Here is an 18,371-nt window from a genome sequence, read left to right on the forward strand (position 1 = left end):
TTTCCTTTTACAGTTCCAGTTCATGTTGCAGCAGGCTGGCGATAGCGTCGGCAGAGGCGGCGTTAACCAGCGCGTTACGGAATTCTTCGTGCATGATGCGGCGAGCGAGGCGCGAGAAAATGCGCATGTGCTGATCGCCCGCAGCGTGTTTGTTCAGGGTTAACATAATGATGAATTGCGCTTCATCATCGCCCCAGCGCACCGGCGCTTGCAGACGCGCCACGCTGATGGTGGATTGCTCAATGTGTTCTGATTTGCTGTGTGGAATGGCAAAACTAAAGCCCAGACCGGTAGAGAAAACGGCCTCGCGCGCCCATAAGTCGGCTTCCAGTTTACGCGGATAGCGGCAGCGGCCCGCCAGCAGCAGGTTATCGGTCATGCCTTTGAGCACTTCTTCTTTGCTGCGCCAGTCACTTTCCAGCGTGATGCACTCGGCGGTGACCAGCGGTGCGTCCTGTTGGGTCATGCGGAATTGCGCCAGCAGGTGTTCCACTTCCAGCGAAGTACGGCAGGCCATTGCCTAGTTGAGCAACTTGCGGCACTCACGGCTATCAAGTTGCGCCATCCGCGCTTTCGCCGCCGGAATTGATGGTGCGCTCATGCTGAGTTCATCCAGCCCTAAGCCGACCAGCAACGGCAGCACGGAACCTTTCGCTCCCAGCTCACCGCACAGACCAATCCATTTACCCTGGCGATGCACCGCCTGCACGGCGTAATCGAGCGCCCGCAAGAATGCCGGATTCAGGCTGTTGTAGTGACGAGTAACCTTAGCGTTATCGCGATCCACTGCCAGCAGATATTGCGTCAGGTCATTACTACCAATACTAAAGAAATCAATCTCTTCGCAGCATTGATCGATGATGAACATCACCGACGGCACTTCCAGCATAATGCCGAGCTGGATCTTCTCATCAAACGGAATGTGTTTGTTACGTAGTTGCTGTTTGGCTTCTGCCAGTTTTTCTTTCACCCATAAGATCTCTTCCATTGAGGAGATCATCGGGATCATGATTTTCAGGCTGCCGTGAGCGGAGGCGCGCAGGATCGAGCGTAGTTGTGTGGTAAATAACGACGCGTATTCTTCATAAATACGCACGGCGCGATAACCGAGGAACGGGTTTGCCTCTGCGGGAATGTTTAGATAATCAACGGGTTTGTCGCCGCCAATGTCCATAGTGCGCACAATAATGCTGCGTCCGTTGGCAGACTCCAGCGCCTGACAAAAAATGTTGTACAGCTCGCTTTCGCCCGGTGCACTGGTGCGATCCATATAGAGCATTTCAGTGCGGAACAAACCAACGCCTTCCGCACCATTGCCGAATGCGGCCTGCGCTTCCACGGAGTGAGCGATGTTAGCGGCAATTTCAATGCGGATACCGTCAGCGGTACGGGCTTGTTGGGTCAGCCAGACACGCTGTTGCTCACGCAGGGCGTCCTGTACGCGGGCTTCTTGCTGATAATAACGAGCTACGGCTTCTCCTGGCTCAACCACAATCGCCCCGGCGTTGCCGTCGATATAAATCGTTTGATGCTGCCACGGAGTGAGGGCATCAATATCCACACCAACCAGCGTCGGAATGTTGAACGAACGGGCAAGGATCACCGTATGTGAGGTGGTGCCGCCGCTTTTCAGTAACAATCCTTTGAGGTGATTTTTATCCAGTTCGAGGAACTGGCTGGGGGTCAGTTCATCAGCCATACAAATGGCGGACTGCGTCAGTTTGCCCGGTGTCGGGAAGCGTTGCTCACCGTAGATTTGCTGGAGTAACTGGAAGCAGACGTCGCGTACGTCCAGGGCACGTTCTTGCAGGTATCTGCTGCTGGAACGGGCGAACTCTTCGCAAAAGTGATTCGCACTGGCGACAATCGCTTCGGCGCAGCTTAATCCGGCGCTGACGCCTGCCAGTAAATGTTCGTGCAGGGAAGTATCGCCAGCCAGGGATCGGTGCGCTTCCAGAATCGCGCTGGTAGCACCGTCGCTATCCAGCAGACGAAACTCAATGTTTTTCAGTACCAGCGTCAGGCCGTTTTCCAGTGCGGATTGCTCGGCGTCAACGTCTTTGGCTGCGGGAAGATTACTCAGCGCATTGAGATCTAAAGAAGAGATCGGCGTCAGAATGCCGCCTGCACTACCGCTGCACACGGTGCGGGCGCGGATAATTTGCGGATTCAGATTGGTCAGTGAAACCGGCAGTGGTTCCAGTTCGTCAGATTTAACTTCCGCCAGCGGCGCATCGCAGTGGGGGAATTCATCGCGCAGCCATTGGCTTAAACGCTGGTGCCCTTCCTGTTCGTCGGCCCCGGAAATCAGTAGCTGGCAGTTATCACCCACCAGCGTATCGGTGCCAATCAGCGCCAGAGCGCTTTTGGCGTTGCCTTTACGGTCAGTACGCAGGTTATGCCACTCAATTTGAGATGAAAAAGTATTACACAGCGTTTCAACGTGGCTTGCCGGACGCGCATGTACGCCGTTAGGTAGCTCACAAATAAATTCCACAATCAGGGCCATTGCCTTTCTCCCGGTACGGTTTTCTGTTTACAGGATAAGAGCGCACGGTAACGGCCTGCCATGTGACAAATCTGCCAAAAGCTGGACAAATGTAATGTAACCGTCAATTTGCGACGCGTCTCACAAGACGCCGTTTTGCGGCATGCTTCCGGATTATCGCAAGTTATGAGGCGGATCGCATTTTTGTACTGATATTACAAAAGTCCAGTAAATGGCCTTTTTATCCACTGTTTGCTCCGCCTGCGATTGCCTATTGTTTCCTCCATCAAAAATATGGACATGGGCTTTTGCAAGCCCGGGAGCAGCTTATGAATGAGTTGGTGCAGATCCTGAAAAATACCCGTCAGCATTTAATGACGGGCGTTTCACACATGATTCCCTTCGTGGTATCGGGCGGTATTTTGCTGGCGGTTTCCGTCATGTTGTATGGCAAAGGCGCAGTGCCGGATGCCGTAGCCGATCCGAATTTGAAAAAACTGTTTGATATCGGCGTTGCAGGTTTGACGCTGATGGTGCCTTTCCTCGCAGCTTACATTGGTTACTCCATTGCAGAGCGTTCTGCGCTGGCTCCGTGCGCTATCGGTGCCTGGGTTGGTAACAGCTTTGGTGCGGGCTTCTTTGGTGTGCTGATCGCCGGGATTATCGGCGGCATCGTGGTGCATTACCTGAAGAAAATTCCGGTGCATAAAGTTCTGCGCTCGGTGATGCCCATCTTCATTATTCCTATCATCGGCACACTGATTACCGCAGGCATCATGATGTGGGGCTTGGGCGAGCCTGTAGGGGCGTTGACCAACAGCCTGACTCAGTGGCTTCAGGGGATGCAGCAGGGCAGCATTGTTATGCTGGCGGTGATCATGGGGCTGATGCTGGCGTTCGATATGGGCGGTCCGGTTAACAAAGTGGCCTATGCCTTCATGCTGATTTGCGTTGCTCAGGGTGTTTATACCGTGGTGGCCATTGCTGCCGTGGGTATTTGTATCCCGCCGCTGGGGATGGGGCTGGCGACGCTGATTGGTCGTAAAAATTTCTCCGCAGAAGAGCGCGAAACCGGCAAAGCGGCACTGGTGATGGGCTGTGTTGGCGTTACTGAAGGGGCGATTCCTTTCGCCGCTGCCGATCCGCTGCGTGTCATTCCTTCCATTATGGTCGGTTCAGTTTGTGGTGCAGTAACTGCGGCGCTGGTCGGTGCGCAGTGCTATGCAGGCTGGGGTGGTCTGATTGTGCTGCCGGTGGTTGAAGGTAAGTTGGGTTATATCGCAGCAGTGGCTGTCGGAGCAGTGGTGACGGCTGTTTGTGTGAACGTGCTGAAAAGTCTGGCGCGTAAAAATGGGTCTTCGACTGATGAAAAAGAAGACGACCTGGATTTGGATTTTGAAATTAATTAATTGAGGAACGAGCCATGACGAAAATTATTGCAGTAACCGCATGTCCTTCAGGTGTTGCCCATACCTATATGGCAGCAGAGGCGCTGGAAAGTGCCGCGAAAGCGAAAGGCTGGGAAGTGAAAGTAGAAACCCAGGGGTCAATTGGTCTGGAAAATGAACTGACTGCGGAAGACGTGGCGAGCGCTGATATGGTGATTCTGACCAAAGATATCGGCATCAAGTTTGAAGAGCGTTTTGCTGGCAAGACCATCGTGCGCGTCAACATCAGCGATGCAGTAAAACGTGCTGACGCCATTATGAGCAAAATTGAAGCTCACCTGGCGCAAACCGCTTAAGTTCTTCTCCCGCTCGCAAGGGCGGGTTCGCTTTCCCACAGGAGTTCCTCATGACGAATCGTATCTCTCGCCTCAAAACTGCACTGTTTGCCAATACCCGTGAAATCTCGCTGGAGCGGGCGCTGCTTTATACCGCCAGCCATCGGCAAACCGAAGGCGAACCGGTGATATTGCGCCGGGCGAAAGCAACAGCGTATATCCTTGAACATGTTGAAATTTCGATTCGTGATGAAGAACTGATTGCCGGTAACCGCACCGTAAAACCGCGCGCCGGGATTATGTCGCCGGAAATGGACCCTTACTGGCTGCTGAAAGAGCTGGATCAATTCCCGACGCGTCCGCAGGACCGCTTTGCTATCAGCGAAGAAGATAAACGTATCTACCGTGAAGAGTTGTTCCCGTACTGGGAAAAACGTTCGATGAAAGATTTCATCAACGGGCAGATGACAGATGAAGTAAAAGCCGCGACCAACACGCAGATTTTCAGCATCAACCAGACGGATAAAGGCCAGGGGCACATTATTATTGATTACCCACGCCTGTTGAATCACGGTCTGGGTGAGCTGGTGGCACAGATGCAGCAACATTGTCAGCAACAGCCGGAGAATCACTTTTATCAGGCCGCGTTGTTACTGCTGGAAGCCTCGCAGAAACACATTTTGCGTTACGCCGAACTGGCGGAAACGATGGCGGCAAACTGCACAGATGCCCAGCGTCGCGAAGAGCTGCTGACTATTGCGGAGATCTCCCGCCATAACGCGCAACATAAGCCGCAGACGTTCTGGCAGGCGTGCCAGTTATTCTGGTACATGAACATCATTCTGCAATACGAATCCAACGCCAGTTCGCTGTCTTTAGGGCGCTTCGACCAGTATATGTTGCCGTTCTATCAGGCATCTTTAACCCAGGGCGAAGATCCGGCGTTCCTGAAAGAACTGCTCGAATCTTTATGGGTGAAATGCAACGACATCGTGCTGTTGCGCTCCACCAGTAGCGCGCGTTATTTCGCCGGTTTCCCGACCGGCTATACCGCACTGCTCGGCGGGTTAACCGAGAACGGACGTAGCGCGGTGAACGTGCTTTCGTTCCTTTGCCTTGACGCCTATCAAAGCGTGCAATTACCGCAACCGAACCTCGGCGTGCGCACTAACGCCTTGATCGACACGCCGTTCCTGATGAAAACCGCCGAAACCATTCGCCTCGGCACCGGTATTCCGCAAATCTTTAACGATGAAGTGGTGGTGCCAGCGTTCCTCAACCGTGGCGTTTCGCTGGAAGATGCGCGCGACTATTCCGTAGTGGGCTGTGTGGAATTATCTATTCCCGGCAGAACCTACGGCTTGCATGACATCGCGATGTTTAATCTGCTGAAAGTGATGGAAATCTGCCTGCATGAAAATGAAGGCAATGCTGCGCTGACTTATGAAGGTTTACTGGAGCAGATCCGCGCCAAGATCAGCCACTACATCACCCTGATGGTTGAGGGCAGCAATATTTGTGATATCGGCCATCGCGACTGGGCACCTGTACCGCTGCTCTCGTCTTTTATCAGCGATTGTCTGGAAAAAGGTCGCGATATTACCGATGGCGGCGCGCGTTATAACTTCTCCGGCGTACAGGGAATTGGTATCGCCAACCTGAGCGATTCTCTCCATGCGTTGAAAGGGATGGTTTTTGAGCAACAGCGTTTAAGTTTTGACGAATTGCTGTCGGTATTAAAAGCCAACTTTGCAACGCCAGAAGGCGAAAAAGTCCGCGCTCGCTTAATTAACCGCTTTGAGAAATACGGTAACGATATCGACGAGGTGGATAACATTAGCGCCGAACTGTTGCGCCACTACTGCAAAGAAGTGGAAAAATACCAGAACCCGCGCGGCGGTTACTTCACGCCGGGATCGTATACCGTTTCTGCTCACGTTCCGTTGGGATCGGTGGTTGGCGCGACGCCAGACGGTCGTTTTGCCGGGGAACAACTGGCAGACGGCGGCTTGTCACCTATGCTGGGTCAGGACGCACAAGGGCCAACGGCGGTACTGAAGTCAGTCAGTAAGCTCGATAATACGCTGCTGTCTAACGGTACGTTGCTGAACCTGAAATTCACTCCGGCGACCCTGGAAGGTGAAGCGGGATTACGCAAACTGGCCGACTTCTTACGGGTGTTTACCCAGCTTAAGTTGCAGCATATTCAGTTTAACGTGGTGAACGCCGACACGTTGCGGGAAGCGCAACAGCGCCCACAAGATTATGCCGGGCTGGTGGTGCGCGTTGCCGGATACAGCGCCTTCTTTGTCGAACTGTCGAAGGAGATCCAGGATGACATCATCCGCCGGACAGCGCATCAGCTGTAACGTTGTGGAAACGCGCCGCGATGATGTGGCGCGCATTTTCAACATTCAGCGTTATTCACTGAATGACGGCGAGGGCATTCGTACGGTGGTCTTTTTTAAAGGCTGTCCGCATCTTTGCCCGTGGTGTGCTAATCCGGAGTCGATCTCCGGCAAAATCCAGACGGTACGCAGAGAGGCGAAATGTCTGCACTGTGCGAAATGTTTGCGTGATGCGGATGAATGCCCCTCCGGGGCGTTTGAACGGATTGGTCGCGATATCAGCCTTGACGCTCTGGAACGGGAAGTGATGAAAGATGACATTTTCTTTCGCACGTCCGGCGGCGGCGTCACGCTTTCTGGCGGCGAAGTGTTAATGCAGGCGGAGTTTGCTACCCGTTTTTTACAGCGACTGCGGCTGTGGGGTGTCTCATGCGCCATTGAAACTGCCGGAGACGCGCCAGCAAGCAAGCTGTTACCGCTGGCGAAATTGTGCGATGAAGTGCTGTTCGATTTAAAAATTATGGACGCGACTCAGGCGCGGGATGTGGTGAAGATGAACCTGCCACGCGTGCTGGAGAATCTGCGTTTGCTGGTGAGTGAGGGTGTCAACGTGATCCCGCGTTTACCGTTGATCCCTGGTTTCACGCTCAGCCGGGAGAATATGCAGCAGGCGCTGGATGTACTGATCCCGCTGAAAATCAGGCAGATCCATCTGTTACCGTTTCATCAGTACGGCGAACCGAAATACCGCCTGCTGGGGAAAACATGGTCGATGAAAGAGGTGCCTGCGCCGTCGTCAGCCGATGTGACAACGATGCGCGAAATGGCAGAACGGGCCGGATTTCAGGTTACCGTGGGAGGTTAAAATGGCATACCTGGTGGCAGTAACCGCCTGCGTAAGCGGCGTGGCGCATACTTATATGGCGGCGGAACGGCTGGAAAAGTTGTGCCAGTTAGAGAAGTGGGGCGTCAGCATTGAAACTCAGGGCGCGCTGGGAACGGAGAATCGTTTAGCGGACGAGGATATCCGTAGGGCGGATGTTGCTCTGTTGATTACGGATATCGAGCTTGCCGGTGCCGAGCGATTTGAACATTGCCGCTATGTGCAATGCAGCATCTACGCATTCCTGCGTGAGCCGCAGCGGGTAATGAGCGCGGTGCGCAAAGTGCTTTCTGCGCCGCAGCAAACCCATCTTATTCTGGAGTAGTCGGTTTTTCTGTCAGTTGGCTGTGGTACTGCCGGCGATATTCCGACGGCGAGCGTTCGGTGTTTTTACGAAACAGACGGCAGAAGTAGTTGCTGTCGACAAAGCCGCAGGCGTGCGCCACTTCTTTTACCTTCAGGTCATAGCCTTTCAATAACGTCTTAGCGTGCTCCAGTCGCGTGTGATTCAGGTATTCGTTAAAACCAATGGCCCCCGTTTTTTGAAACAGGTGCGAGAGATAGTTTGGTGAAATATAGAATGCCTGTGCGACAGATTCGCGGGTAAGCGCGGAGGCATAGCGTTCGTCGATATAATCGCGAATAGCTTCAAATAGTGCCTGGCTGCGTGAGGCGGTCTGGATTTGGCTGCCGAGCAAATCGCGGCAGTGGCTAAGCAGGCTGGCTACGATAAGCCTTGCCGTTTGCTGCTCCTGCGGCTGCATTTGCATTTCATTGAGCGTTTGTAGCAGAAAAGAACCTATGCGTGGGCCGCGTCGGGCGACGTGTTGCTTCGCCAGATTTTGATATTGTTTGCCATCCCATTGCACGACGCTGAATCCGAGTTGCTGTTTGCCAAACAGCACGCTAAAGGTGGTAGCGGGTGTTTTCCATTGTGGGAAATTCCAGCCACCAGCGGCAACGTACAGCACATCGCCGGGAACTAACGTTGCTCCAGCGCCGGTATCAACAAACTCACCTTCCAGCACAATTTCCAGCCGTGGAAAATCGACCTGATACGCAAGATCGGGCACCGGGCCGTTACTGCTGGCAAAGTAAATCTGGCGCAGGGACAGCGGGCCGTTGATCAGGCGGGAGAGCAGATAGCTGACGTCGTGATACATGTTATTCCCTTAGGTATGTAGACGGGAAAACAGTAACTGGCATTATTAAAAAAGGCCACCTGAAAAGTGTGGCCTGAGGGGAGTTCGATATAAACATTGCGGCAGTATCGCATCCGGCAAATAGCGCCAGACGCGATACAAAGGTCATCTACTGATTACCCACCTGATCGCCATACGGCAGAGTGTCGTAATCAATCAGCGCGTTTTTCTTGTACGGGTTACCAATCCAGCGGGTAGTTTCTTTGAACTGCGGATTCACCACTGAACGGGTTGGATCGTAACCGTCGTAAGATAAGCCCGCCAAATCTGACCAGGTGTGGATCAGTTCCGCCAGGCTGTATTTACGATCGACATCCTGTGAGAAATCACGGGGATGAGTCGCTTGCCATTTTTCCGACGTCCACAGCAGGAACGGAATGGTGTACATGTGGCGCGTCGGGTTGTCTTCGTTACGCCCCTGAGTTTTGTGCGGCGGCGTGTCGTAAACCTCTTCACCGTGGTCAGAGAAGTAAACCAGGAATCCGTTCGGGTCTGCCGCTTTAAAGTCTTTAATCAGGCTGGCAACCACATGATCGTTATACAGGTTAGCGTTGTCATAATCGTTATATGATTCCAGCTCTTCTGCGCTTAATCCTGGCGGAACATGATTGGTATTGCCATCAAACTTGCCCTGATTTTCCGGGTAGCGGTATTTGTATTTGATATGCGTACCCAGCAGATGAACGATGATCAGTTTCTTCGGCGCAGGGTCATTCAGCACATCCTGGAACGGCTTCAGCACGTTGGTGTCGTATTCACGCGCACTCTGCGTACGTTGCTGGTTCATGTAGTACTGCTTGTCGGTCTGGCGCGAAAATACCGTCAGCATGGTATTGCGGGCGGTCATCGTCTGCTGGTTGGTGATCCAGAAGGTTTTATAACCCGCCTGTTTCATCATGTTCATCAGCGACGGCTGCGTCAGATACAGATCCGGGTTCTTTTCATTGGCAAAGGTCAGCGCCTGTTGCAGGATTTCAATGGTGTACGGACGAGACGTAACTACGTTATTAAACACGGTCAGATTCGGATCGGTTTTATGCAGCGCATCCAGCTCCGGCGTGGTTTCACGCGGATAACCGTACAGACTCATGCGTCCGCGCTGGGTCGACTCGCCAATCACCAGCACTAAAGTGCGCGGTTCGTTACCCGATTCATCTTTGAAATTAGCCAGTGGTGGCAAGGCATTATTTTCATTCAGTAACTTTGTTAGCGAGTTTAGTTGCTGACGATACTGATAATAGCCGGTCAGGAATTGCCACGGTGCGGCAGGCTCCATACGCGAGGCTAGGTTATCCAACGTTTTCTCAAACGGCTTGTTTTTGATAAACGTATTCATGGCGATCGGATGCAGAATCAAGCCATAAAGCAGGGCAAAAGAGACAACATAACGCAACGGCTTTGGAATATAGACCGGGCGCAGGCGTGTCCACAGCAGAACTGCCACCGCCGTATAGGCCAGCGCGATAAGCACAATTTTCAGGCTGAAATACTGGCTTAAATACTCGCTGGCTTCGTTGGTGTTGGTTTCGAACATCACAAACAGAACGCTCTGCGAGAACTCCTGCCCGTAGATGACGTAGTAGCACAGCGCCGCCAGAGAGGCCGTCCATAGCACCACGCCGATCACTGCGGCAATAATTTTAATCCGCTTCGGAAAGAGGAATACCGGGATCAACCACAGCGAGCTGAATAACAGCGAGTCGCGAATGCCGTTGGTGCCACTATAACCACTGATGTAAATAATGGCCTGTAGCAGAGTAGAGAAAAACCAAAAGTAGAGCAGTGCCCAACCCAGGGCTTTCCAGCTAAAAAGGGGTTTAGCCTGGACTTCTGTGGAATGCATAGTAAGAACCTGTCTTGAAAAAAATATCGCCGAATGTAACGACAATTCCTTAAGGATATCTGAAGGTATATTCAGAATTTGAATAAAATGCAGACAGAAATATATTGAAAACGAGGGTGTTAGAACAGAAGTATTTCAGAAAACCCTCGCGCAAAAGCACGAGGGTTTGCAGAAGAGGAAGATTAGCCGGTATTACGCATACCTGCCGCAATCCCGGCAATAGTGACCATTAACGCTTGTTCAACGCGAGGATCCGGTTCCTGGCCTTCTTTTTCTGCCTGGCGGGAGCGGTGCAGCAACTCGGCCTGCAATACGTTCAGCGGGTCGGTGTAAATATTCCGTAGCTGAATAGACTCTGCAATCCACGGCAGATCGGCCATCAGATGGGAATCGTTGGCAATCGCCAGCACCACTTTGATGTCTTCTTCTTGCAGGTTGCGTAACTCTTTACCTAACGGCCACAGTGCTTTGTCTACCAGACGTTGATCATAGTATTCCGCCAACCACAGGTCTGCTTTGGCGAAGACCATCTCCAGCATGCCGAGACGCGTCGAGAAGAATGGCCAATCGCGGCACATGGCTTCCAGCTCGCTCTGTTTGCCATCTTCGACCACTTTTTGCAGCGCCGTACCTGCACCCAGCCAGGCGGGGAGCATCAGGCGGTTTTGCGTCCAGGCAAAAATCCACGGTATGGCGCGCAGCGACTCGACGCCGCCGGTTGGGCGACGTTTCGCCGGACGTGAACCCAACGGCAGTTTGCCCAATTCTTGTTCCGGCGTAGCGGAGCGGAAGTAAGGCACAAAATCTTTGTTTTCACGTACGTAGCCACGGTAGAGATCGCAGGAGATGACTGACAGTTCATCCATAATGCGACGCCAGCTCTCTTTCGGCTCAGGTGGTGGCAGCAGGTTGGCTTCCAGAATCGCCCCGGTGTAAAGCGACAGGCTGCTGACGGTGATTTCTGGCAGACCATATTTAAAGCGGATCATCTCGCCCTGTTCAGTCACGCGCAGGCCACCTTTCAGGCTTCCTGGCGGTTGTGACAGCAGCGCCGCATGGGCAGGTGCGCCGCCGCGACCAATGGAACCGCCGCGACCGTGGAACAACGTCAGCTCAATACCCGCTTTTTCGCAGGTTTTGATTAATGCATCCTGTGCCTGATATTGCGCCCAGGAAGCTGCCATCACGCCCGCATCTTTTGCTGAGTCGGAATAGCCAATCATCACCATCTGTTTGCCCTGAATCAGGCCGCGATACCAGTCGATATTGAGCAGCTGGGTCATGACATCGTTGGCGTTGTTCAGGTCATCGAGGGTTTCAAACAGCGGAGCAACCGGCATCGCAAACCCGATACCCGCTTCTTTCAGCAGCAGGTGGACAGCCAGTACGTCGGACGGCGTTTTCGCCATCGAGATCACGTAGGCGGCAATGGAGCCTTGCGGCGCTTCGGCAATCACCTGGCAGGTATCGAGCACTTCGCGCGTTTCGGCGCTTGGTTGCCAGTTGCGCGGCAGAAGCGGACGTTTGGAGTTCAGTTCGCGGATCAGGAACGCCTGTTTGTCGGCCTCTGACCAGCTTTCGTAGTCGCCGATACCGAGGTAGCGGGTCAGCTCGCCCAGCGCTTCGGTATGGCGGGTGCTCTCCTGACGGATATCAATACGGACCAGCGGTACGCCGAAACATTTCACGCGGCGCAGGGTGTCGAGCAGATCGCCGTTGGCGATAATACCCATGCCACACGCCTGAAGTGACTGGTAGCAAGCGTAGAGCGGTTCCCACAGTTCTTCGTTTTGTGTCAGCAGCCCTTCTGGTTTTGGCAGTTCTTCGCCTTTCAGGCGCGCTTCCAGCCATGCCTGTGTCGCCATCAGGCGAGAACGCAGGTTTTTCATCAGATAGCGATACGGTTCTGCGGCACCTTCTTCGCCAACCAGCGCCAGCAGTTCAGGGGTCGCTTCAACCATCGACAGTTCAGAAACCAGAACCTGAATATCTTTCAGGAACAGATCGGTGGCTTTCCAGCGGCTGAGCAGCAGGACGTGGCGGGTGATATCGGCAGTGACGTTCGGGTTGCCGTCGCGGTCACCGCCCATCCACGAGGTAAAACGTACCGGAACAAATTCGACGGGCAGTTTGTAGCCGAGATTCTCTTCCAGTTGTTCGTTCAGTTCGCGCAGGTAATTCGGTACGCCTTGCCACAGGCTGTTTTCTACTACGGCAAAGCCCCATTTGGCTTCATCTACCGGGCTTGGACGCAGCTTACGGATTTCATCGGTATGCCATGACTGGGCGATCAACTGGCGCAGGCGACGCATCAGCTGGTTGTGTTCGTAGTCAGCGATATCTTTGTTATCGAGCTGTTTTAAACAGGCGTTCACTTCCACCATTTTGTGGATCAGTGTACGACGGGTAATTTCGGTTGGGTGAGCCGTGAGGACCAGTTCCAGCGACAGCGATTCCACTGCTTTTTTGATGGTGTCTTCGCTCAGTTCCGGCTGGTTTTTCAGTTTACGCAGGGTGCGGGCGATCACTTCCGGGTTGCTGGCAGCTTCGCCTTTCGGCGAAATGCTGTGGTATTGCTCGGCGGTGTTGGCCAGGTTCAGGAACTGACTAAACGCACGCGCAACGGGCAGCAGCTCGTCGTTCGACAAATTTTGTAAGGTGGTGAGCAACTCCTGGCGGTTAGCATCATTGCCAGCGCGTGAAGATTTCGACAACTTACGGATAGTTTCTACGCGTTCAAGAATGTGTTCTCCCAACGCATCCTTGATGGTTTCTCCCAGCACTTTGCCGAGCATACTGACATTACTACGCAATGCGGAATATTGTTCGTTCATATTACCCCAGACACCCCATCTTATCGTTTGATAGCCCTGTATCCTTCATGTCGCATTGGCGCGAATATGCTCGGGCTTTGCTTTTCGTCGTCTTTTATAAAGCCACGTAAAAGCGGTGACGTCAAATGCTGCGAAATCGCTTCAGCAAACGAATAAATAGCAGGAATTTACGCCATTAAATTCACGACGCTTTAAATAAGCGTAACTTATGGAAATGTTAAAAAATCGCCATACATAACACCAAAGGTGTAGGTCGGATAAGATGCGCAAGCATCGCATCCGACATTATTGCGGCACCGGAGTTTGGCAACGGTGCCGGATGCGGCGCGAGCGCCTTATCCAGCCTACGTTTTAATGCCAGCAAAAATGGTGAATTACCTGGATAATCAACTCACGGGTGGGTTTAATAAACCGCGTCTCCAGATATTCATCAGGCTGATGAGCTTGATTGATGGAACCCGGACCGAGCACCAGCGTCGGGCATAACGTTTGAATAAACGGCGCTTCGGTACAGTAATTCACCACTTCGGTTTTTGCTCCGAGCAATTTCTCAACCACTTCAACCAGTTGATGATTCGGTGGGCATTCATAGCCAGGGATCGGCGGATGCAGCTCGTCGACCGTCAGACGACCCGGCCAGCGTTCGCTCACCGGAGCTAATGCATCGTTGAGCAAACCATTAAGTTCATTGAGTGTCATGCCAGGCAGCGGACGAATATCCATATGCAACTCACAGCAAGCGCAAATACGGTTAGAAGCGTCGCCACCGTGAATATGCCCGAGGTTGAGCGTAGGGTATGGCACGGTAAATGCTTCGTAGTGATAACGTTCTTTCAGGTTATCGCGCAATTGCAAAATATGCCCGATGGCGTCGTGCATTAGTTCGATAGCGTTAACTCCGCGTGCTGGATCGCTGGAGTGCCCCGACTGGCCCTGAATACGGATGGCGTTAGAGATATGACCTTTATGTGCGCGTACCGGTTGTAGTGACGTCGGTTCGCCAATGATGGCGCAATCCGGGCGCAGGGCGGTAGTTTCGGCAAAATAACGCGCTCCGGCCATACTGGTTTCTTCATCAGCAGTCGCCAGAATGTAGAGCGGTTTTTTCAGTTTCGTGACGTCGACATCGCGTAGCGCATCAAGGATAAACGCAAAAAAGCCTTTCATGTCGGCGGTGCCTAAGCCGTAAAGCTTGCCGTCATGCTCCGTCAGTGTAAACGGATCGCGCGTCCAGCGACCGTCATCAAATGGCACCGTATCGGTATGCCCCGCCAGCAACAAGCCGCCAGCCCCCTGTCCGTAACTGGCCAGCATATTAAATTTGTTGCGAGTTCCTGGAACAGGCTGCACTTCCACATTGAAGCCCAAATCTTTAAACCAGTCCGCCAGCAGAGTGATTAAATCTGCATTGCTTTGATCGAGTGCCTCTTCCGTAGCGCTTATTGAAGGTGTGGCAATCAGAGCGCGGTAAATCTCGATAAATGGCGGTAATTTGTTTTTCATTGTTGACACACCTCTGGTCATGATAGTATCAATATTCATGCAGTATTTATGAATAAAAATACACTAACGTTGAGCGTAATAAAACCCACCAGCCGTAAGGTGAATGTTTTACGTTTAACCTGGCAACCAGACATAAGAAGGTGAATAGCCCCGATGTTGAATACGCTGATTGTGGGTGCCAGCGGCTACGCTGGCGCAGAGCTAGTGACCTATGTAAATCGCCATCCGCATATGAACATAACCGCTTTGACTGTTTCAGCGCAAAGCAATGATGCGGGAAAGTTAATCTCCGATTTGCATCCGCAGCTAAAAGGCATCGTTGAGCTGCCGTTGCAGCCGATGTCGGATATCAGCGAGTTTAGCCCAGGGGTGGACGTAGTGTTTCTCGCCACCGCCCATGAAGTTAGCCACGATTTAGCGCCGCAGTTTCTTGAAGCGGGCTGCGTGGTGTTCGACCTTTCCGGCGCGTTTCGTGTTAACGACGCCACCTTCTATGAAAAATATTACGGCTTTACCCATCAATACCCGGAACTGCTGGAACAGGCAGCCTACGGTCTGGCGGAGTGGTGCGGTAATAAATTAAAAGAAGCGAATTTGATTGCGGTGCCAGGCTGTTATCCGACGGCGGCACAGCTGGCGCTGAAACCGTTGATTGATGCCGATCTTCTTGACCTCAATCAGTGGCCGGTGATCAACGCCACCAGCGGCGTGAGCGGTGCAGGACGTAAGGCAGCGATTTCAAATAGTTTTTGTGAAGTTAGCCTGCAACCGTATGGCGTCTTTACTCATCGCCATCAACCAGAGATCGCCACACACCTCGGTGCTGACGTTATCTTCACCCCACATCTGGGCAATTTCCCGCGCGGCATTCTCGAAACCATTACCTGCCGCCTGAAATCGGGTGTGACCCAGGCGCAAGTCGCGCAAGCGTTACAGCAGGCGTATGCCCATAAACCGCTGGTGCGGCTGTATGACAAAGGCGTTCCGGCGCTGAAAAATGTCGTTGGGCTGCCATTTTGCGATATCGGGTTTGCCGTTCAGGGCGAGCATCTGATTATTGTGGCGACCGAAGACAACTTACTGAAAGGCGCGGCGGCACAAGCGGTACAGTGCGCCAATATTCGTTTCGGCTATGCGGAAACGCAGTCTCTTATTTAAGGGTGCAATGATGAATCCATTAATTATCAAACTGGGCGGCGTACTGCTGGATAGTGAAGAGGCGCAGGAACGTCTGTTTAGCACATTGGTGAATTATCGTGAGTCACATCAGCGTCCGCTGGTGATTGTGCACGGCGGCGGTTGCGTGGTGGATGAGCTGATGAAAGGGCTGAATCTGCCGGTGAAAAAGAAAAACGGCCTGCGGGTGACGCCTGCTGATCAGATAGACATTATCACCGGAGCACTGGCGGGAACGGCAAATAAAACCCTGTTGGCATGGGCGAAGAAACATCAGATTGCGGCCGTAGGTTTGTTTCTCGGTGACGGCGACAGCGTCAAAGTGACCCAGCTTGATGAAGAGTTAGGTCATGTTGGACTGGCGCAGCCAGGTTCGCCTAAGCTTATCAACTCCTTGCTGGAGAACGGTTATCTGCCGGTGGTCAGCTCCATTGGCGTAACAGACGAAGGGCAACTGATGAACGTCAATGCCGACCAGGCGGCAACGGCGCTGGCGGCAACGCTGGGCGCGGATCTGATTTTGCTCTCCGACGTCAGCGGCATTCTCGACGGCAAAGGGCAACGCATTGCCGAAATGACCGCCGCGAAAGCAGAACAACTGATTGAGCAGGGCATTATTACTGACGGCATGATAGTGAAAGTGAACGCGGCGCTGGATGCGGCCCGCACGCTGGGCCGTCCGGTAGATATCGCTTCTTGGCGTTATGCGGAGCAGCTTCCGGCACTGTTTAACGGTATGCCGATGGGTACGCGGATTTTAGCTTAAGTTTTGTTAGCCGGAGGCGCAGCTTTCCGGCATTGAATTTCAAAATAAGGAAACAGAGTTATGGCACTTTGGGGCGGGCGTTTTACCCAGGCAGCAGATCAACGGTTCAAACAATTCAACGACTCACTGCGCTTTGATTACCGTCTGGCGGAGCAGGATATTGTTGGCTCTGTGGCCTGGTCCAAAGCCTTGGTAACGGTCGGCGTGTTAACCGCAGAAGAGCAGGCGCAACTGGAAGAGGCGCTGAACGTGTTGCTGGAAGATGTTCGCGCCAGGCCACAACAAATCCTTGAAAGCGACGCCGAAGATATCCATAGCTGGGTGGAAGGCAAACTGATCGACAAAGTGGGCCAGTTAGGCAAAAAGCTGCATACCGGGCGTAGCCGTAATGATCAGGTAGCGACTGACCTGAAACTGTGGTGCAAAGATACCGTTAGCGAGTTACTGACGGCTAACCGGCAGCTGCAATCGGCGCTGGTGGAAACCGCACAAAACAATCAGGACGCGGTAATGCCAGGTTACACTCACCTGCAACGCGCCCAGCCGGTGACGTTCGCGCACTGGTGCCTGGCCTATGTTGAGATGCTGGCGCGTGATGAAAGCCGTTTGCAGGATGCGCTTAAGCGTCTGGATGTCAGCCCATTAGGCTGTGGCGCGCTGGCGGGAACGGCCTATGAAATCGACCGTGAACAGTTAGCAGGCTGGCTGGGCTTTGCTTCGGCGACCCGTAACAGTCTGGACAGCGTTTCTGACCGTGACCATGTGTTGGAACTGCTTTCTGCTGCCGCTATCGGCATGGTGCATCTGTCGCGTTTTGCTGAAGATCTGATTTTCTTTAACACCGGCGAAGCGGGGTTTGTGGAGCTTTCGGACCGCGTGACTTCCGGTTCATCATTAATGCCGCAGAAGAAAAACCCGGATGCGCTGGAGCTGATTCGCGGTAAATGCGGCCGGGTGCAGGGTGCGTTAACCGGCATGATGATGACGCTGAAAGGTTTGCCGCTGGCTTACAACAAAGATATGCAGGAAGACAAAGAAGGTCTGTTCGACGCGCTCGATACCTGGCTGGACTGCCTGCATATGGCGGCGCTGGTACTGGACGGCATTCAGGTGAAACGTCCGCGTTGTCAGGAAGCGGCGCAGCAGGGGTATGCGAACGCCACTGAACTGGCGGATTACCTGGTGGCGAAAGGCGTACCTTTCCGCGAGGCGCACCATATTGTGGGTGAAGCGGTGGTGGAAGCCATTCGTCAGGGCAAACCGCTGGAAGATCTGCCACTCAGTGAGTTGCAGAAATTCAGTCAGGTGATTGGCGAAGATGTCTATCCGATTCTGTCGCTACAATCGTGCCTCGAAAAGCGTGCGGCAAAAGGCGGCGTCTCACCGCAGCAGGTGGCGCAGGCGATTGCTTTTGCGCAGGCTCGGTTAGAGTAATTTGTTTATATTGCTCCCCTGAAAATGGGGAGTTTACCACGCCTACAAAGTGCGACACTTCGTAGGCGGATAAGGCGTTTACGCCGCATCAGGCAGAAATTTGTCAGCATTCTGGTGTAATGCCGATCAGTTAAGGATCAGTTGACCGATCCAGTGGCTGTGTAAGAATCC

12 protein-coding genes and 1 pseudogene are annotated in these 18,371 nt (G+C 53.1%); 8 read left to right on the plus strand and 5 right to left on the minus strand.

The genetic code is table 11. The features are described from left to right. Positions 1 to 7 precede the first annotated feature (7 nt). Positions 8 to 2,509: pseudogene (gene ptsP / locus ACUU1M_RS01970) on the minus strand (phosphoenolpyruvate--protein phosphotransferase). 308 nt (positions 2,510 to 2,817) lie between these two features. Here ptsP and ACUU1M_RS01975 point away from each other — a divergent pair. Genes ACUU1M_RS01975 through ACUU1M_RS01995 form a run of 5 tightly spaced genes read left to right on the plus strand, consistent with a single transcriptional unit; the run spans position 2,818 to position 7,767 of the window. Next, the gene (locus ACUU1M_RS01975; protein WP_001004477.1) at positions 2,818 to 3,897 is read left to right on the plus strand and encodes a PTS fructose transporter subunit EIIC; all 1,080 of its coding nucleotides are present in this window, start codon (positions 2,818 to 2,820) and stop codon (positions 3,895 to 3,897) included. Positions 3,898 to 3,911: 14 nt separating this feature from the next. Further along, positions 3,912 to 4,232 carry a PTS fructose-like transporter subunit IIB gene (locus ACUU1M_RS01980; protein WP_000161265.1) on the plus strand — a complete coding sequence of 107 codons (321 nt, stop codon included), beginning with the start codon at positions 3,912 to 3,914 and terminating at the stop codon, positions 4,230 to 4,232. 50 nt (positions 4,233 to 4,282) lie between these two features. After that, the gene (locus ACUU1M_RS01985; RefSeq protein WP_000184805.1) at positions 4,283 to 6,580 is read left to right on the plus strand and encodes a formate C-acetyltransferase; all 2,298 of its coding nucleotides are present in this window, start codon (positions 4,283 to 4,285) and stop codon (positions 6,578 to 6,580) included. After that, complete coding sequence (locus tag ACUU1M_RS01990; RefSeq protein WP_000204101.1) at positions 6,546 to 7,424, plus strand: [formate-C-acetyltransferase]-activating enzyme; 879 nt, start codon at positions 6,546 to 6,548, stop codon at positions 7,422 to 7,424. Before ACUU1M_RS01985 ends, ACUU1M_RS01990 begins: the two co-directional genes overlap by 35 nt. Before the next feature lies 1 nt (position 7,425). Continuing rightward, positions 7,426 to 7,767, plus strand: a complete 342-nt coding sequence (locus ACUU1M_RS01995) for a PTS fructose-like transporter subunit IIB (RefSeq protein WP_000323849.1) — start codon at positions 7,426 to 7,428, stop codon at positions 7,765 to 7,767. On the opposite strand, the gene ACUU1M_RS02000 is transcribed toward ACUU1M_RS01995, so the two are convergent. From ACUU1M_RS02000 to argE, 4 genes are all read right to left on the minus strand, one after another. Beyond that, a complete protein-coding gene (locus ACUU1M_RS02000; RefSeq protein ID WP_000274624.1) occupies positions 7,754 to 8,605 on the minus strand; it encodes an AraC family transcriptional regulator in 852 nt (283 codons plus the stop codon). The two genes, ACUU1M_RS01995 and ACUU1M_RS02000, sit on opposite strands and share 14 nt — an antisense overlap. A 148-nt stretch (positions 8,606 to 8,753) precedes the next feature. After that, positions 8,754 to 10,487, minus strand: coding sequence for a phosphoethanolamine transferase CptA (locus ACUU1M_RS02005; protein ID WP_000556320.1), 1,734 nt, complete (start codon positions 10,485 to 10,487; stop codon positions 8,754 to 8,756). A 182-nt stretch (positions 10,488 to 10,669) separates the two neighbouring features. Then, positions 10,670 to 13,321 carry a phosphoenolpyruvate carboxylase gene (gene ppc / locus ACUU1M_RS02010; protein WP_001005579.1) on the minus strand — a complete coding sequence of 884 codons (2,652 nt, stop codon included), beginning with the start codon at positions 13,319 to 13,321 and terminating at the stop codon, positions 10,670 to 10,672. 351 nt (positions 13,322 to 13,672) lie between these two features. Then, positions 13,673 to 14,824, minus strand: coding sequence for an acetylornithine deacetylase (gene argE / locus ACUU1M_RS02015; protein ID WP_005077379.1), 1,152 nt, complete (start codon positions 14,822 to 14,824; stop codon positions 13,673 to 13,675). Between the two features lie 153 nt (positions 14,825 to 14,977). Between argE and argC the strand changes: the two genes are divergently transcribed. From argC to argH, 3 genes are read left to right on the plus strand one after another with little or no spacing between them, the layout of a single operon-like run. After that, positions 14,978 to 15,982: an N-acetyl-gamma-glutamyl-phosphate reductase gene (argC, locus tag ACUU1M_RS02020; protein WP_000935388.1), complete on the plus strand. Its 1,005-nt coding sequence runs from the start codon at positions 14,978 to 14,980 to the stop codon at positions 15,980 to 15,982. 7 nt (positions 15,983 to 15,989) lie between these two features. Further along, entirely contained in the window at positions 15,990 to 16,766 is a 777-nt protein-coding gene (gene argB / locus ACUU1M_RS02025; RefSeq protein WP_094185491.1) for an acetylglutamate kinase, read from the plus strand. A 60-nt stretch (positions 16,767 to 16,826) separates the two neighbouring features. After that, positions 16,827 to 18,200 (plus strand): argininosuccinate lyase, encoded by a 1,374-nt coding sequence (gene argH, locus ACUU1M_RS02030; RefSeq protein ID WP_001230091.1) that lies wholly within the window; start codon positions 16,827 to 16,829, stop codon positions 18,198 to 18,200. Positions 18,201 to 18,371 lie beyond the last annotated feature (171 nt).

The sequence above is a fragment of the Shigella sp. SIG6 genome, from assembly GCF_053555815.1.

Coding starts and splice junctions, on each gene's coding strand:
- ACUU1M_RS01975 (WP_001004477.1), top strand. CDS start 2,818: ATGAATGAGTTGGTGCAGATCCTGAAAAATACCCGTCAGCATTTAATG.
- ACUU1M_RS01980 (WP_000161265.1), top strand. CDS start 3,912: ATGACGAAAATTATTGCAGTAACCGCATGTCCTTCAGGTGTTGCCCAT.
- ACUU1M_RS01985 (WP_000184805.1), top strand. CDS start 4,283: ATGACGAATCGTATCTCTCGCCTCAAAACTGCACTGTTTGCCAATACC.
- ACUU1M_RS01990 (WP_000204101.1), top strand. CDS start 6,546: ATGACATCATCCGCCGGACAGCGCATCAGCTGTAACGTTGTGGAAACG.
- ACUU1M_RS01995 (WP_000323849.1), top strand. CDS start 7,426: ATGGCATACCTGGTGGCAGTAACCGCCTGCGTAAGCGGCGTGGCGCAT.
- ACUU1M_RS02000 (WP_000274624.1), bottom strand. CDS start 8,605: ATGTATCACGACGTCAGCTATCTGCTCTCCCGCCTGATCAACGGCCCG.
- ACUU1M_RS02005 (WP_000556320.1), bottom strand. CDS start 10,487: ATGCATTCCACAGAAGTCCAGGCTAAACCCCTTTTTAGCTGGAAAGCC.
- ppc (WP_001005579.1), bottom strand. CDS start 13,321: ATGAACGAACAATATTCCGCATTGCGTAGTAATGTCAGTATGCTCGGC.
- argE (WP_005077379.1), bottom strand. CDS start 14,824: ATGAAAAACAAATTACCGCCATTTATCGAGATTTACCGCGCTCTGATT.
- argC (WP_000935388.1), top strand. CDS start 14,978: ATGTTGAATACGCTGATTGTGGGTGCCAGCGGCTACGCTGGCGCAGAG.
- argB (WP_094185491.1), top strand. CDS start 15,990: ATGATGAATCCATTAATTATCAAACTGGGCGGCGTACTGCTGGATAGT.
- argH (WP_001230091.1), top strand. CDS start 16,827: ATGGCACTTTGGGGCGGGCGTTTTACCCAGGCAGCAGATCAACGGTTC.